Annotated in this window: 16 protein-coding genes; 5 read left to right on the top strand and 11 right to left on the bottom strand. The window is 65.4% G+C overall.

Annotated features, from left to right (window positions below; all coding sequences use genetic code 11):
• Positions 1-26: 26 nt before the first annotated feature.
• The 3 genes from H276_RS0102115 to H276_RS0102105 all read right to left on the bottom strand — a co-directional run bounded on the left by H276_RS0102115 (position 27) and on the right by H276_RS0102105 (position 3049).
• The gene (locus H276_RS0102115; RefSeq protein ID WP_019969655.1) at positions 27-581 is read right to left on the bottom strand and encodes an FcoT family thioesterase; all 555 of its coding nucleotides are present in this window, start codon (positions 579-581) and stop codon (positions 27-29) included.
• Complete coding sequence (locus H276_RS0102110) at positions 578-1447, bottom strand: TauD/TfdA family dioxygenase (protein WP_019969654.1); 870 nt, start codon at positions 1445-1447, stop codon at positions 578-580. Before H276_RS0102110 ends, H276_RS0102115 begins: the two co-directional genes overlap by 4 nt.
• 141 nt (positions 1448-1588) lie before the next feature.
• A complete protein-coding gene (locus H276_RS0102105; protein ID WP_019969653.1) occupies positions 1589-3049 on the bottom strand; it encodes a PPE domain-containing protein in 1461 nt (486 codons plus the stop codon).
• A gap of 200 nt (positions 3050-3249) precedes the next feature.
• Between H276_RS0102105 and H276_RS0102100 the strand changes: the two genes are divergently transcribed.
• Positions 3250-4059, top strand: a complete 810-nt coding sequence (locus H276_RS0102100) for a class I SAM-dependent methyltransferase (protein ID WP_019969652.1) — start codon at positions 3250-3252, stop codon at positions 4057-4059.
• A gap of 4 nt (positions 4060-4063) precedes the next feature.
• Here H276_RS0102100 and H276_RS0102095 read toward each other — a convergent pair whose 3' ends face one another.
• The 4 genes from H276_RS0102095 to H276_RS24440 form a co-directional block, all read right to left on the bottom strand.
• On the bottom strand, positions 4064-6235 hold the full coding sequence (locus tag H276_RS0102095; RefSeq protein ID WP_019969651.1) for a thiamine pyrophosphate-dependent enzyme: 2172 nt from the start codon (positions 6233-6235) through the stop codon (positions 4064-4066).
• A 43-nt stretch (positions 6236-6278) separates the two neighbouring features.
• Complete coding sequence (locus H276_RS0102090) at positions 6279-7052, bottom strand: HAD-IIA family hydrolase (RefSeq protein WP_026356487.1); 774 nt, start codon at positions 7050-7052, stop codon at positions 6279-6281.
• 102 nt (positions 7053-7154) lie between these two features.
• Positions 7155-8540 carry an aspartate aminotransferase family protein gene (locus H276_RS0102085; protein WP_026356486.1) on the bottom strand — a complete coding sequence of 462 codons (1386 nt, stop codon included), beginning with the start codon at positions 8538-8540 and terminating at the stop codon, positions 7155-7157.
• A gap of 114 nt (positions 8541-8654) precedes the next feature.
• Entirely contained in the window at positions 8655-8834 is a 180-nt protein-coding gene (locus H276_RS24440) for a hypothetical protein (RefSeq protein WP_019969648.1), read from the bottom strand.
• A gap of 157 nt (positions 8835-8991) precedes the next feature.
• On the opposite strand from H276_RS24440, the gene H276_RS0102075 reads away from it, so the two are divergent.
• From H276_RS0102075 to H276_RS0102065, 3 genes are read left to right on the top strand one after another with little or no spacing between them, the layout of a single operon-like run.
• On the top strand, positions 8992-9378 hold the full coding sequence (locus H276_RS0102075; protein WP_019969647.1) for a DUF2237 family protein: 387 nt from the start codon (positions 8992-8994) through the stop codon (positions 9376-9378).
• Positions 9375-10847 (top strand): YdiU family protein, encoded by a 1473-nt coding sequence (locus H276_RS0102070; RefSeq protein WP_019969646.1) that lies wholly within the window; start codon positions 9375-9377, stop codon positions 10845-10847. Before H276_RS0102075 ends, H276_RS0102070 begins: the two co-directional genes overlap by 4 nt.
• Positions 10848-10870: 23 nt before the next feature.
• Complete coding sequence (locus tag H276_RS0102065) at positions 10871-11575, top strand: dienelactone hydrolase family protein (protein ID WP_019969645.1); 705 nt, start codon at positions 10871-10873, stop codon at positions 11573-11575.
• Between the two features lie 9 nt (positions 11576-11584).
• On the opposite strand, the gene H276_RS0102060 is transcribed toward H276_RS0102065, so the two are convergent.
• The 4 genes from H276_RS0102060 to rplS all read right to left on the bottom strand — a co-directional run bounded on the left by H276_RS0102060 (position 11585) and on the right by rplS (position 13910).
• Positions 11585-11890, bottom strand: coding sequence for a DUF2469 domain-containing protein (locus tag H276_RS0102060; protein WP_018600763.1), 306 nt, complete (start codon positions 11888-11890; stop codon positions 11585-11587).
• A 79-nt stretch (positions 11891-11969) separates the two neighbouring features.
• A complete protein-coding gene (locus tag H276_RS22430; protein WP_051111360.1) occupies positions 11970-12644 on the bottom strand; it encodes a ribonuclease HII in 675 nt (224 codons plus the stop codon).
• Positions 12645-12664: 20 nt separating this feature from the next.
• The gene (gene lepB, locus H276_RS0102050; RefSeq protein WP_369758389.1) at positions 12665-13558 is read right to left on the bottom strand and encodes a signal peptidase I; all 894 of its coding nucleotides are present in this window, start codon (positions 13556-13558) and stop codon (positions 12665-12667) included.
• 10 nt (positions 13559-13568) lie between these two features.
• Positions 13569-13910, bottom strand: coding sequence for a 50S ribosomal protein L19 (gene rplS / locus H276_RS0102045; protein WP_019969642.1), 342 nt, complete (start codon positions 13908-13910; stop codon positions 13569-13571).
• 343 nt (positions 13911-14253) lie between these two features.
• Between rplS and H276_RS0102040 the strand changes: the two genes are divergently transcribed.
• A complete protein-coding gene (locus tag H276_RS0102040; protein ID WP_026356485.1) occupies positions 14254-15183 on the top strand; it encodes a hypothetical protein in 930 nt (309 codons plus the stop codon).
• Positions 15184-15195: the final 12 nt, after the last annotated feature.

Below are 15195 nucleotides of genomic sequence, written 5' to 3'. Positions count from 1 at the left end.
GGTTGTGTTTTCTCTCCCTACCCGCGTTATGGGATGTTGAGTGCCGCGAGCTCTACTTCGCCGGACGCGGCGCCCCCGTGCTCGTCCCAGAACTCGATGGCACACGGAATCTTGAGATACCGAACCCTACGTTCGACGACCTCGAAGTCCTTGCACAACAAGCGTGCCGAGAACTTCGTGGCCTTGATCGGTCGTCTGAACCGTGCCACCGTGGCCTTGATCAACATGCTGGGGAGCTGGTAATCGAAGTAGTCCTCGATCGACCATCCGCGGAGTTCTGGGATTTCCTCGTTGACGATGGCCGGCGCGAACGCGCTGTAGGCCAGTTGGTTGAAGCACAGGACCCACTCGGCGGCGTTGAAATGGCCCGTGTCGCGGATGTAAGCCGGCTCGGCAATGCTGAAGTTGCCCTGAGCGAACACGGAGCTCTTCGTAGCCTTGTACTCTGCGTCGAGGAGGTAACGGCATCCCTTGTAGGAATAGGGCTCCAGTACCTTGACGAGCAACTCTTCGGGGATGGCGGCGATATCCGTGATCGCCTGCCCGGTCTCCGTCCAAGCCGTCATTTCGGTGGTGCTCATGCCGCGTACCCCGGGGTCCGGAGACCGTCCAGCATGGTCAGCCGATGAGTGGTGAGAGTTCCCGAAGCCGTTCCATGTTTCGCACGGTGCATCAGAACTCGGTTGTCCCACAACACAACATCGCCGACCTCGTAGTACTGGGTATGGATGAACGGTGAACTGAAATCGGGGTCGAGTTGCCCCGTCGCAGTCATGAGTTCTCGAAGGACGGTCGGTTCCAGGACATTTCCGTCGTCATCCTCGATCTTCGTGGTCCCCGATGCGCAGATGTAGAGGATCTCTTCCCCGGTCTTCGGGTGTTCGATCACGGTCGGCCACTTGATCGGCGGAGTGGTCCTGGTGATCTCGTCCCAGATCTCACCGATCGGCTTGTACACGTCGCGGGGACGAATCTTGATGTGCCGGCGCGGATCGTGGGTGGCGAATGTGCCGCGAACCGGGTCCCGCTGCGTCGCAGGCAAGGATTCCCACACCTTGTTGAGGTCGATGAAATATGTCCCGCGGTCGCGTCCCGGTACGGCCAGCGGAACCACCATTGAAAATGCGAAGGGTTCGGGCATGAACATGTAGTCGATATGCCAGAACGCGCCGGTCCTTGGCACGCCCTGGCCCTCTTCGGTCGAGGAGACGAAGATCTCCGGGTGATCCTTGTGATGGTAGATGGGCTCGTAGTAGGTGACGATGTCTCCGATGATGCGGCCCAGTCTGATGAACTGGTCGGGCGTTGGATGAACGTCTTTCAGAACGACGAGCTTGTTCCGGTAGACGATTTCCCGGATTTCCTCGGTGGTGATGTCATCGAGATTCTCCGGATCGATACCCGTGACTTGCGCCCCGAGTCCCTCCCCTTTGACGTTGAGGGTCATCTGTTCTCCTTGGTCGGTGGGCCCGGTATGGGGGTAGCTAGGTGAGACCCGCTGGCGATCGTGTTGGTCGGACGCAACGAGTTCGACTTCATCGAGTGGCGACCCTTGAAGTAGTCGGATGAAACTCTCGGGAAGTTCCAGTTATTCGTGGTCTTCCTCGAAGTCGTTTCGCCAGTTGGTCGGCAGCATGGGAACTGAACCTCCCGAGTCTTGCGAGATGCCCAACCCGCCAGCGGATGCGGCAGTCGGGACCGCGACGGTGCCCGCGAACCCGAGCACGCCGGCTCCTTGCCGGCTCGGTGAGGTCGATATCGGTGCGGCGCCGCCCAGGTCGCCGACTGCCTTCGAATCTGCTGACGCGTCGAGAAATTCGTAGCGGTGGCCGCGGGTTCGATCACGGGCACTGCCGGCGCGCTTGCGCCGACCGCGCGCCGCGATTACCGACCGTGCTGCGCCCGGTGCTGAAAGTGCCTGCGCTACATAGTCGCGGGCCTGCCCGTTGATGGTGGGGCCCGAGGTTTCCTCTGGTGGCTGCAGACCCGGGACGGCATAACTGACTGCCGACAGGGCCACGGAGCTGCCCGAGGGGGGCACGGGAGTGCCTGTCGCCGGGCTGCCCGTCTGAGGTGCTCCGCCGGAGCCTTCGGCTGAGGCCGACGTCGTGCCCGCTTTGATGTTCGACTCGATGCGGCCGGGCGGGTTGTTCGCCGGTGCTGGAGTCGGTGAAGTACCCGGGTCGGGCTGCTGATTCTGCAGATGGGCCAGCACGCCCAGGGCGCTCAACGCGCTGAGCGCCGGGGCGAAAAGCGGGGCCAGTAGCAAAGCGTAGGAGGCGTAGTACGGATACCACAGCATGTCGTACAACACCAGTGCGATCGCGGCAAGTGCCGCGGCCTCCGCGGGATTGAAACCCAATTGCTCGAAAAACTGTTGAAAGCCTTGGAGGAGTTGTTCGATCTGCTGCGGGCTGCCCAGCTCCGAGATGAACTTCACGACGTCGTCGAACAGACCACCCGATGTCGGGTTCGGCGTGTTCTGCTGCCCGCTCCGGACTTCACCGCCGGGCTGAAGAATCGCGGGTGCGGGTGCAGATACGGGCATCGCTGCGGCCGCGGCACTTGCGACGGCCTCGTAAGCAGTCATCGTCTCGGCGGCCAGCAACCACATTCGGACGTAGTCAGCCTCGTTGAGGGCTATCGGGATCGTGTTGATTCCGAAGAAATTGGTGGCGACCAGCAGGCTGCGCGTGACATGGTTGGCGGTGAGTTCCCCGAGTGTGGGCATCGCCGCCACGGCGCTGCTGTACGCGGCGGCGACTGTTTCATGGTGGATGGCGGTCACAGCGCTGTCCACCGACATCTGTTCGAGCCACGCGAGATAGGGCAGGTGGGCGGCGACATACTGTACGGCACTGGCCCCTTGCCAGCTGCTGACGTGGATCTCTGCCAGAAGCCTGGTGAGTTCCACCGCTGCCGCACTGTAGTGAGAACTCAGGGCCTGCCACTGCGCTGCCGCCGCGATCAACGGGCCAGGACCCGGGCCGGTGCTCAGCAAGGCTGAATGCACTTCGGGCGGGACAGCCAGCCAGATCGGCACTGTCACCGCATCACCTCCTCTCGGCAACGCTGCACCCGTCGATGTCGGGTGCGTCGCGCTAGCCGTCCTTCGGTCCGTTAGTCGGCCGCCGCGTCCAGAAAGTTCCCGGAGATTTCGCTGATGTGCTCGATAACGCCGCGGCGGCAGCGGTTCTCGACACACCAGCACAGTCACCGGGGACGATCTGCGGCTAGTACGGTGGACATATGCCAGTGATCGACGCCCGTCATCTGAATGGTGTTTCGGAAACCGCGCTGCTGACGCTGCATCAGCGGGCGACCGAAGCCGCGCGGCCCGACGGCATCATCGATGACCCGATGGCGATCAGCCTCCGTGACAATCTTGGCTATGACTACTGCGCTTTCGGCCGCACCCATCAGGCGACGGCGTTGCGAGCCTTGGTGTTCGACAACGCTTCTCGCGACTACCTGGCGCGATTCCCACGGGCAACGGTCGTCGCCCTGGCCGAGGGGCTGCAGACGAGCTTCTGGCGTATCGACAACGGCGCGGTGACCTGGCTGTCGGTAGACCTTGAACCGATCGTGCGGCTACGCGAGGAATCGCTGCCATCTTCCGAACGGCTGCGCTATCTCGCGCAATCCGCGCTCGATCATTCGTGGATGGACCACGTCGACGACACCAACGGCATGCTCATCACCGCCGAGGGCTTGTTCCAGTATTTGGATCGCGACGCTGTGTTCGGGCTCATTGGTATGTGCGCCAGACGTTTTCCGGGTGGACAGCTGATCTTCGACAGTGTCCCGCGCTTTCTGAGCCACTATTCGCAGCGCCGCGGCATCAGACTCAGCAAACAGTACACGGCGCCGGCGATGCCATTCTGGTTCACCGCCGGCCAATACGATGAACTGCGCGCGCTTCCCGGCGTTCGGGCCGTACGAGAACTCCGGATGCCTGCGGGGCGAGGCAAGCTGCTCCGCCATGCTGCTGCATTTGCCTACCGGACCCGCTGCCTGGCGCGGTTTCGAGCCCCGACCACGTTGGTCGAATTCGGTTGATGGGCTAGCGGGAGGGCGCTGAATAATCGGTGTGTCTTTGCGGTGCAGCGGCCAGCACCACCGCCGCGGCCTCGATGGTGTCCTCGGAGAGCAGTACCTGCAGCGCGGCGTCACCCAGCGGGATGAAGCTGTCGCTGCTGGCCACTCGCGCCACCTGCCCGGAATAGCCGTGCGCCAGTAGCTCGGCCAGCACGCCCTCCCCGACGCCGCCGGTCCGGCGGGTCTCGTCGACGATGAGCACGCGGCCCGTCGCGTCGGATTCGGCGAGCATGTCCTCGATCGGCAGCGGGGCCAGCCAGCGCAGGTCGACCACGCGGGCGTTGACGCCGAGGCCGGCCAGGCGCCGGGCGACGCGCAGGCTCATTCTCAGCCCGTTGCCGAAGGTGAGCATCGTCAGGTCGGTTCCCTCGCCGTAGGTGCGGGCCCGGCCGAGCCCGACCGGTTGCGCCGGATAGTCGGACAACCATTCCCCGTCGCCGTCGACGTACAGGTCGCGGGTGTGATACAGCGCGATGGGTTCGAGGTAAACGCATACCGCCCCACTGGCTTTCGCGATACCGACGCAGGTGTGCAGCATGGCCGCTGCGTCGTCGGGGCGCGCCGGCGACGCGATCACCACACCGGGGATATCGCGGATCGCGGCGATCGAGTTGTCGTTGTGGAAGTGCCCGCCGAATCCCTTCTGGTAGCCGTAGCTCGCGATACGCACCACCATCGGGTTGCGATACTGCCGATTGGAGAAGAACTGCAGCGTGGCGCCCTCACCGCGGATCTGATCGGCCGCGTTGTGCAGATAAGCCAGGTACTGAATCTCCGGGATCGGCAGCAGGCCCGAGATCCCCGCGCCGAGGGCCAGTCCGAGAATGGTCTGTTCGTCCAGCAGGGTGTCGAACACCCGGGCCGGGCCCGCGGCGGCCTGCAGGCCGCGCGTCACTCCATACACCCCGCCCTTGCGTGCGACGTCCTCCCCGAACACGATGGCCTCGGGATGGGCTGCCAGCACATCGTGTAGCGCGCGGTTGATAGCAAGGGCCACAGTCAGATTCGGCTCGCCCGCCGGCGGCGTGACCGACACCGCGCGCGCCGCCTCGATGACATCGGCCAGCGGCCGGGTCACCGCGTGTACGGAGTCGAGCTGAGGATATTCGGCGAGTTCGCGGGCCAGCTCGACCACCTCGGTGCGCATGGCCTCGTACCGCTCCAGCACCCGATCCGGTGTCAGGATCCCCTGCGCCACAAGGAGTTCAGCCGTTCTCAGCACCGGGTCCCTGTCGAAGTCCGCGCTTATCTCGGCGGGCCGGCGATACCCGGGCTCGTAATCGGAGCCGGCATGCCCCATCAGTCGCACGGTGCTCAGGTGCAGAAAGGCCGGCCGGCGTTGGCTGCGCACCCAGTCGGCAGCGGCGGCCGCAGTGCCGTATGCGTCGGCCAGATCGCAACCGTCGGCGGCGAAGTATTGCAGTCCTTCGCGATGCCCGTAGGCGTGTTCCACCCAGCCGCGCGGCGTCGGTGTGCTGATCCCGATTCCGTTGTCCTCGCACACGAACAGCAGCGGCATCGGCAGTCCTCGATAGGAGGCGTGCAGCGCTGCGTTGATCGCACCGACGGCGGTCGAGTGGTTGGCCGACGCGTCGCCGAAACTGCACACCGTCACCGCGTCCTCCGGCCACGGACAGGCCACGCCGAGCTTGCGGGCCCGGGCGATCGAGAACGCCACCCCGACCGCGCGCGGCAGGTGCGAGGCGATGGTGGAGGTCTGCGGAATGATGTTCAAGTCGTAGCGGCCGAACACCTTGTGCCGTCCGCCCGAGATCGGCTCCTCGGTCGCCGCAACCAGGCCGAGCAACACATCGCGCACCGGATCCGATCCGCCCACCTGCGCGGCCCGGGCCAGATAGAAACCGCCGGATCGGTAGTGCAGCAGCGCCGGGTCGGTGGGCCGTAGTGCGGCGGCAACGGCGGCGTTGCCTTCATGCCCGGATGAGCCGATGGTGTAAAACCCCTTGCCCTGCGACCGCAACCAGCGGGCCGCCAGGTCAAGGTGGCGGCTGGCCAGCTGAGCATCGAAGAGCACCAACGCATTCGGCACTGTCAGCCCGCAACCGGCCTCGGTGACCTCGATATCGGGCCAGCCCGAAACGGTGGCGGTGAAATACTCGTCGATGGACTCGGTCACCCGACCTCCTGAACGCGATGTGGCTCGGTCGCGGTGGACCGGTTCAGATGAGGCTGATCGCCTCGGCGATCGACGGCAGCACGCGACTGGGCCGGAATGGATAACGCTGGATGTCGTCCACCTGGGTGGAACCGGTCAACACCAGAATGGTGTCGAGCCCGGCCTCGATACCAGCCACCACGTCGGTATCCATCCGGTCCCCCACCATCACGGTGCTCTCCGAATGCGCCGCGATCCGGTTGAGCGCACTGCGGAACATCATCGGGTTGGGCTTGCCGACGAAGTAGGGCTCGCGGCCGGTGGCCTTGGTGATCATCGCTGCCACCGACCCCGTCGCCGGCAGCGGGCCTTCCGCCGACGGGCCGGTGACATCGGGGTTGGTAGCGATGAACCGGGCGCCACCGATGATCAGCCGGATCACCTTGGTGATCGCCTCGAACGAATAGGTGCGGGTTTCGCCCAGCACCACGAAGTCGGGATCGGTATCTGTGAGGGTGTAGCCGACCTCGTGCAGCGCAGTGGTGAGCCCGGCCTCGCCGATGACGTAGGCGGACCCACCGGGCAATTGATCGTCGAGGAACGCCGCTGTCGCCAGCGCGGACGTCCAGATGGCGGACTCGGGTATCGACAGGCCCGAGCGCAGCAGCCGGGCCGCTAGATCTCGCGGCGTGAAGATCGAGTTGTTGGTCAGAACCAGGAACGGTCGTTCCTTGTCGGCCAACGTCTGCAGAAACTCATCGGCGCCGGGAATCGCGGCGTCTTCGTGCACGAGGACGCCATCCATATCGGTAAGCCAGCACTGGGCATGTGAACGCACGAGGATAAGTGTGCCAAGCCGGCTCGGATATGGCACTTCAACACATCCACAGGCAGGCGTCACAATCGGACACCCGGTCCCGGCCGGGCGTCGGACGGGAAGTCAGCGGGTGTACTCGTCGGCGACGTCGAACGCCTTGTCCAGGATCGCCAGACCGTCGCGCACCTCGTCGGCCGTGACGTTGCAAGGCGGCACGACGTGGATCCGGTTGAAGTTGGCGAACGGCAGCAGACCATTGGCCTTGCACGCCGCGATCGCCGCGTTCATCGCCGGGCTCGAACCGCCGTACGGGGCCAGCGGTTCGCGCGTCTGCTGGTCCGCAACAAGCTCGACGGCCCAGAACACACCGGTACCGCGCACCTCACCGATGCTGCGATGCTTGGCGGCCAGCTCGGCCAGGCCGGGCGCGATCACCTCGGCGCCGACGGCCGCGGCGTTGTCGACCATGCCTTCGTCCTCCATCGCGTTGATGGTGGCGACGGCGGCCGCGGTGGCCAGCGGATGACCCGAGTAGGTCAGCCCACCCGGGTAGGCGCGGTGGTCGAAGGTCTCGGCGATGGCCGGGCTGATCGCGACGCCGCCGAGCGGTACGTACCCGGAGTTGACGCCCTTGGCGAAGGTGAGCAGGTCCGGTACCACGTCGAAGTGGTTGACGGAGAACCACTTTCCGCTGCGCCCGAAGCCGGCCATCACCTCGTCGGCGATGTACATGATGCCGTAGCGATCGCACAGCTCACGCACGCCGGCGATGTACCCCGGCGGCGGGATCATGATGCCCGCGGTACCCGGGATGGACTCCAGCACGAGGGCGGCGATGGTCGACGGACCCTCCATGCGGATGGTCTCCTCGAGGTGCTCCAGCGCGCGCTCGGCCTCCTCGGCCTCGGTGGCGGCATGGAAGCGCGAGCGGTAGAGGAACGGCCCGAAGAAGTGCACGATGCCGGCGTTGCCGTGGTCGTTGGGCCACCGGCGCGGGTCGCCGGTCATGTTGATCGCGGTCTCCGTGCCACCGTGGTAGGAGCGGTACCGGGTGAGCACCTTGTACCGTCCGGTGTGCAGCCGGGCCATGCGCACCGCGTGCTCGATGGCGTCGGCGCCACCGTTGGTGAAGAAGATCTTGTTCAGATCGCCCGGTGTGCGCTCGGCGATCAGCCGCGCTGCCTCCGAGCGCGCGTCATTGGCGTACTGCGGGGCCACCGTGCACAGCTTGGCGGCCTGTTCGGCGATGGCGGCAACGACTTTGGGGTGCTGATGACCGATGTTGGTGTTGACCAGCTGGCAGGAAAAATCCAGCAGCCGGTTACCGTCACCGTCCCAGACATACGATCCCTGCGATGCGGTGATCGTCATCGGGGTGATCTCGGCCTGCGCGGACCAGGAGTGGAACACGTGCACACGGTCGAGCTCGTAGGTACGCGCAGCCTCGGCGCGGGCCGCCTGCACGGTCAATCCGTTGGGCAGCAGGGTGGACTCGTCAGTCAAAGTCATGGTCAAGTCTCTCACTTATGCTCGCAGCAGCTGGGGGTCGATTGCCGTTCCTTCTCCAGTTGCATGGCCCGTCCGGCGAAGGGTTGTCCGGCTGGGCCACACAGCAATCCGGGATTACCCGTTCTGCGGGAAGCCCAGGTTGATGCCGACCATGCACACCTCGACCTCGTTCTGAAAGCGCCGCGCGGCGCCGCCGTCGTTGGTGAAGATCGCGGTGCCGTCGCCGGTCTTGATGGTGGCGCCGTTCCGCGCTGAGCTGGGGTCGTCGTGGACATCGCTCAGCGAATCCGGCACATCGACGGTGGCATCAACTCCTGCCTGCGAGATCTGGTGCGATTCTGGTCGCCGTTCGTGAACAGCGGCACGTCGCTGACCGGAGCACGTGTCCGTTTCGCTGTCCTGATTCCCGGCCTGCGACGGAGGACGGGAAACGACGAGCGATACTGGTGCGATGGCTGATCGCAACGTGCTGGGCGGCCCGCTGGATGAGTGTGGCACCGATCCCCTCACCGGCTTCTACCGCGACGGCTGCTGTTCGACCGGCGAGGCCGACGCGGGCAGCCACACCATCTGCGCGGTGGTGACCGCCGAATTCCTCGACCATCAGCGATCGATCGGAAACGACTTGTCGACGCCCGCGCCACATTTCCGGTTCCCCGGCCTGAAACCTGGGGACCGCTGGTGTGTCACCGCGGTCAACTGGTTACGGGCCCATCATGACGGCTGCGCTGCCCCCGTCGTGCTGGCCGCGACCCATGAACGCACGCTCGACGTCGTGTCCCTTGACGTCCTTCAGCGCTACGCCGTTGACGTCCCCGACGATCTGGGCGACCTGTGACGGGCGTGAAACCGGCTGTCGTGCTCGACAACTGGTTCGCCCGCGAGCTGCCTGAACTGGCCGTTGAGTGGCAGGCCGAGGCCGCGCCGTCACCTCGGCTGCTGGTACTCAACGAGGCACTGGCCACCGAACTAGGCCTCGACCCCGCGTGGCTGCACAGCACCGACGGCATCGAACTGTTGCTGGGTGTCACGGTTCCCGAAGGTGCCCGCCCGGTGGCCCAGGCCTACGCGGGCCATCAGTTCGGCGGCTATGTACCGCGGCTGGGCGACGGCCGCGCATTGCTGCTCGGCGAACTCGTCGATAGCGACGGGCAGCTCCGCGACCTGCATCTCAAGGGTTCTGGACGCACGCCGTTCGCGCGGGGCGGCGACGGCCTGGCTGTGGTCGGGCCCATGCTGCGCGAGTACGTCGTCAGCGAGGCCATGCATGCACTGGGCATCCCGACCACGCGGTCGCTGGCCGTGACGTCGACCGGACGCGATGTGCTACGCGAAACCCGCCAGCCGGGGGCCGTGCTGGCCCGGGTCGCAGCCAGTCATCTGCGGGTCGGCAGCTTCCAGTACGCCGCCGCCTACGGCCGGGCCACCGGCGACCCCGGCGTGCTGCGGCGCCTGGCCGACCACGCCATCGCCCGCCACCACCCCGACGCCGCGACAGCCGACAACCCGTATCTGGCCTTGTTCGAAGCGGTCGTCGCGGTGCAGGCGGAGCTGGTGGCACGGTGGATGCTGGTCGGCTTCGTCCACGGTGTGATGAACACCGACAACATGACCATCTCGGGCGAGACCATCGACTACGGCCCGTGTGCCTTCATGGAGGCCTATGACCCGGCGACCGTGTTCAGCTCGATCGATCACGGCGGGCGCTACGCCTACAGCAACCAGCCCGCGGTGGCCCAATGGAACCTCGCCCGGTTCGCCGAAACCCTGCTGCCGTTGATCGCCGAGGACGGCGACCGGGCAGCGGCGCTGGCAACCGACGCGCTCGCCGGGTTCCGCATCCGATTCCAGAACGCGTGGTTGGCCGGAATGCGGGCCAAACTCGGTTTGCCGGAAGGTGTTTCGCACGAGCAGGCCACCGGCCTGGTCGACGATCTGCTCACGCTGTTGAAATCCGGCCGCGTCGACTACACGTCGTTCTTCCGCAGCCTCGCCGGAGCAGGGCGGGGCAACATCACTCCGACGCAGGAGTTGTTCGCCGGGCCCGACGGGTTCGACGATTGGTTGACGCGCTGGCGTGCACTCGACCCGCGGCCTGATGCGATGGACCGCGTCAATCCCATCTACATCCCCCGCAACCATCTGGTCGAGGAGGCGCTGGCCGCGGCTACCAGTGGCGAACTGACCCCGCTGGACGACCTGCTGGTAGCACTGTCGACGCCGTATGACGAGCAGCCAGGCCTGCAGCGCTACGCAGCACCCGCACCGGCCGACTTCGGCGCCTACCGCACGTTCTGCGGGACCTGAACCGCGCGATTAGGTTGGCAAGGGTGACGACGATCAGTCTCGACACCTCCGACGGCCCCATCGACGCGCTACTGGACCGGCCGGAAGGCAACGGGCCATGGCCGGGTGTCGTGGTGGTCCACGACGGCATCGGCTACGCACCCGACAACGAGTCGATATCGGAACGCATCGCCGCAGCCGGCTACCTCGCACTGACCCCGAACCTGTACGCCCGCGGCGGCCGGGCGCGGTGTATCACGCGGGTGATGCGCGATCTGCTGAGTCAACGTGGCCGAACGCTCGATGACATCCTTGCCGCCCGGGATCACCTACGGTCCCTGCCGGAATGCACCGGAACGGTCGGCATCGCCGGCTTCTGCATGGGCGGACAATTCGCACTTCTCATGGGTCCCAAGGGCTTCGCCGCATCGGCGCCGTTCTACGGCACTCCCCTGCCGCGGCGGCTCGACGAGACCCTCGACGCGTCCTGCCCGGTCGTGGCCAGCTTCGGCCACCGCGACCCGCTGGGCATCGGCGCCCCGGCACGGCTACGCAGGATTGTCGCCGCCAAGAACATCACGTCCGACATCAAGGTGTACCCCGAAGCCGGACACGCCTTCGCCAATCAGCTACCGGCTCAACCGCTCCTGCGGGTCACTGGATTCGGGTACAACGAGGCGGCCACCGCCGACGCCTGGGACCGCGTGTTCGCGTTTTTCGATCAACACCTACACACCGAATCGGCCTGACCGCGTCGGCTACTCCGGCAGCCGCAGCTCAGGCTTTTCGACCTCTTCGATGTTGACGTCCTTGAAGGTGATGACCCGTACCTGCTTGACGAACCGGGCCGGCCGGTACATGTCCCACACCCACGCGTCAGCCAACCTCAGTTCGAAATAGACCTCACCATCGGCATTGCGCGGCACCAGCTCGACACTGTTGGCCAGGTAGAACCGCCGTTCGGTCTCCACCACGTAGCTGAACTGTCCGACGATGTCCTTGTATTCGCGGTACAGCGAGAGCTCCATCTCGGTTTCGTACTTCTCGAGATCCTCGGCACTCATAAACTCTGCTGTCCTTCGTCTAGGTTGCGTTCCATCATTCCCCACCCGAGCTCATCACGTCGCACTGATCCCCCAAACTTCACGCCCGCCACACGCCAGCCGTCTCTGCGGCCCGCCGCACGTTCACATACGAGTAGCGGTGCTGCACACACGGCCCCAGCTCCGCCAACGCCGCGGTGTGCGCAGGCGTGCTGTAACCCTTGTGGTCGGCGAACCCGTAGCCCGGATGCTCACGTTCCATCTCCACCATCAGCCGGTCGCGGCTGACCTTCGCCAGTACGCTGGCGGCGGCAATACACGCGGCAACTCCGTCACCACCGATCACCGGAAGGGACGGCACAGCCAGACCAGGTACCCGGAATCCGTCGCACAACACATAACCCGGCCGCATCGACAACCCGGCCACCGCGCGCCGCATGCCTTCGATGTTGGCGACGTGCACGCCGCAGCGGTCCACCTCTTCCGACGGAATGAACACCACGTGATAGGCCAGCGCATAGCGGCGGATCAACGGAAACAAGCGTTCCCGCTCCTTCTCGCCGAGCTTCTTGGAATCGTCCAGAGCCGCCAAGCTCTCCAGCCGGTTCGGCCCGAGCACACATGCGGCCACAACCAACGGGCCCGCACAGGCACCTCTGCCCACCTCGTCCACGCCGGCGACGGGTCCCAGCCCGTTCCGGTACAGCGCGGACTCCAGGGTCCGCAGGCCCGAGGCCTTCCGGATCACCGTTCGAGGTGGCCACGATGCCGGCACTGGGACAGCTCCTACGAGTCCTACGAGGCGGTCTGCGGATTCACGTCGCTGACGCCACCCCAGCGATTCGGCGGCCAGGCGATGAATCGGGCCTTTCCGATCACATTGTCCACCGGTACGGTGCCGGCCCTCGGATCCCCGGTGCAATGCACGCCGCGTTGCAGATCGGCGGGCACATTCGCGCAATGGATCCGGGAATCGGCCGAATGGGTGCGGTTGTCGCCCATCACCCACAGCCGGCCCTGCGGCACGGTGAGCGGACCGAACTCGTTGCCGAGGCACGGGTACACCGCCGGATCGGCGTTCATGGTGGCCGGGTCCAGGTATGGCTCGTGGAGTCGCTTGCCGTCGACAGTCAGACCTGTATCTGCGCGGCATTCGACCGTCTGACCGCCGACCGCGATTACCCGCTTGACCAGGTCGTTCTCGTCGGGCGGTACGAAACCGACGAAGGAGAGCACATTCTGCACCCAACGCACGGCGGCGTTGTCCGAGCGGATCGATTTGTAGCCGATGTTCCACGACGGCGGGCCTTTGAACACCACCACGTCACCGGGGCTCGGATGGGAGAACCGATAGGTGACCTTGTCGACCATGATCCGATCGCCGACACAGCCGCTGCAGCCGTGCAGCGTCGGTTCCATCGACTCCGACGGAATCAGGTACGGCCTGGCGACGAACGTGAGCATCACGTAGTACAGGACAATCGCGATGGTCACCAGGATGGCACCCTCACGCAGCGAGGACCGCTTGGGTTTGGGGTCTTCTTCAGTGACTTCAGCTGCGCCGGGATCCGGCTTGGGCGTCTCGGAATCGGTGTTGACGGAGTCTTCCGATGACGAGTCGGCAGAGTCGGTGGGTCCGGTCACGGCGTCCACAGTAGCGGCGTCTGACCGCCGAACCACACCGAGCAGGACAACGCGCTCAGCGCTTTTCCTTGATCTTCGCCTTCTTACCCCGCAGCTCGCGCAGGTAGTACAGCTTGGCGCGACGCACGTCACCGCGGGTCACGACGTCGACGTGATCGATGTTGGGCGAATGCACCGGGAAAGTCCGCTCGACGCCGACGCCGTAGCTCTCCTTACGCACGGTGAAGGTCTCGCGGACGCCGCCGCCCTGGCGACGGATCACGACACCCTTGAAGACCTGGATGCGCTCCTTCGAGCCCTCGATCACCTTCACGTGCACGTTGACGGTGTCGCCGGGGCTGAAGGTCGGGATGTCGTCGCGCAGCGACGCCTGATCGACGAAGTCCAGCGTGTTCATCGGTGACACTTCCTTGTTGTTAGCGGCTCCGGGCCGATGCGCAGACTCGCGCAGCCGAAGCTAGTTTTCGGGTGTATCGGGGCGTATCTGACAGCGGGCAGGCAGCACCCAGCCCTAGGCTGCAGCAGACAACTGCTCAATTGTGCCAGATGAGCACCGGTCCAGTGAAATCCGGCGGTTGGGCTGCACCGCAACCACCGGAATTACCGCAACCGACAAGCTACGCGATTCCGCCGGGCACCAGTTATTCTGAACCGTCCGCACACGCGGTTGCCGACGACCGATGCGCATCTGTCGCTCGGCTCGGACGTCTGGATTCCAGTTACCGGGTCTAAGGAGAGGCATGCAACGGCGGCCGTCGAGAGTGATGACCGTGACCGCGGCCGTCGTGATCGGGATGGTCACCGTCGCCGGCTGCGAAGCCAGGGTGTACGGAACACCACCACCGGTACCCACCGCACCGCAGTTCACCGTGGTCGTGCCCCAGGGCACCGCAGCACCACTGCCTGAGGCACCTCCAGACGGCCCCGCCGCAACGTTCGACGGCCTGCAGAACCGGACGAGCCTCGCCACCGCATCCGCGTCGAAAGCCGGAGCCACCATCACGGCACTGGTACTCGACCGCAGCACCGGTCAAGTGGTCTCCAACGGGAACTCGACGCCCATCCCGATCGCATCGGTGGCCAAACTCTTCATCGCCGATGACCTGCTGCTGCAGGAGTCCAAGGGACAGACCACGGTGAGCGCTGACGACCGTCACGCCCTCGACGTGATGCTGCGATCCTCTGACGACAGTGCTGCAGAGAACTTCTGGAACCAGAGCGGCGGGAGCGCAATTATCACCCGCGTGGCGGCGCGCTACGGATTGACGTCCACCACGACCCCGTACGACGGCCATTGGTGGAACACCATGAGTACCGCCGACGACCTGGCGCGCTACTACGACATGCTGATGAACGGCAGCGGCGGCCTGCCGCAGGAACAGGCCAACACGATCCTGTCCAACCTGGCCCAGTCCACCGCGAACGGAATCGACGGCTACCCACAGCGTTTCGGTATCCCTGATGGGTTGTACGCCGAACCCGTGGCCGTCAAGCAAGGCTGGATGTGCTGCTGGAACGGCGGCAACTGGGTGCATCTGTCCACCGGGGTGATCGGCGCTGACCGCCGGTTCATCATGGTGATCGGCTCGATGCAACCCACCGACGACGCCACCGCGCGTAAGACCATCACCGACGCGGTCAAGGTGATGTTCCCCGGCGGGCGCATCTGACGCACCTCCACC

Source organism: Mycobacterium sp. 141, assembly GCF_000382405.1.
Lineage (GTDB): Bacteria > Actinomycetota > Actinomycetes > Mycobacteriales > Mycobacteriaceae > Mycobacterium.
This window is presented reverse-complemented; position numbering and strand designations above follow the sequence as displayed.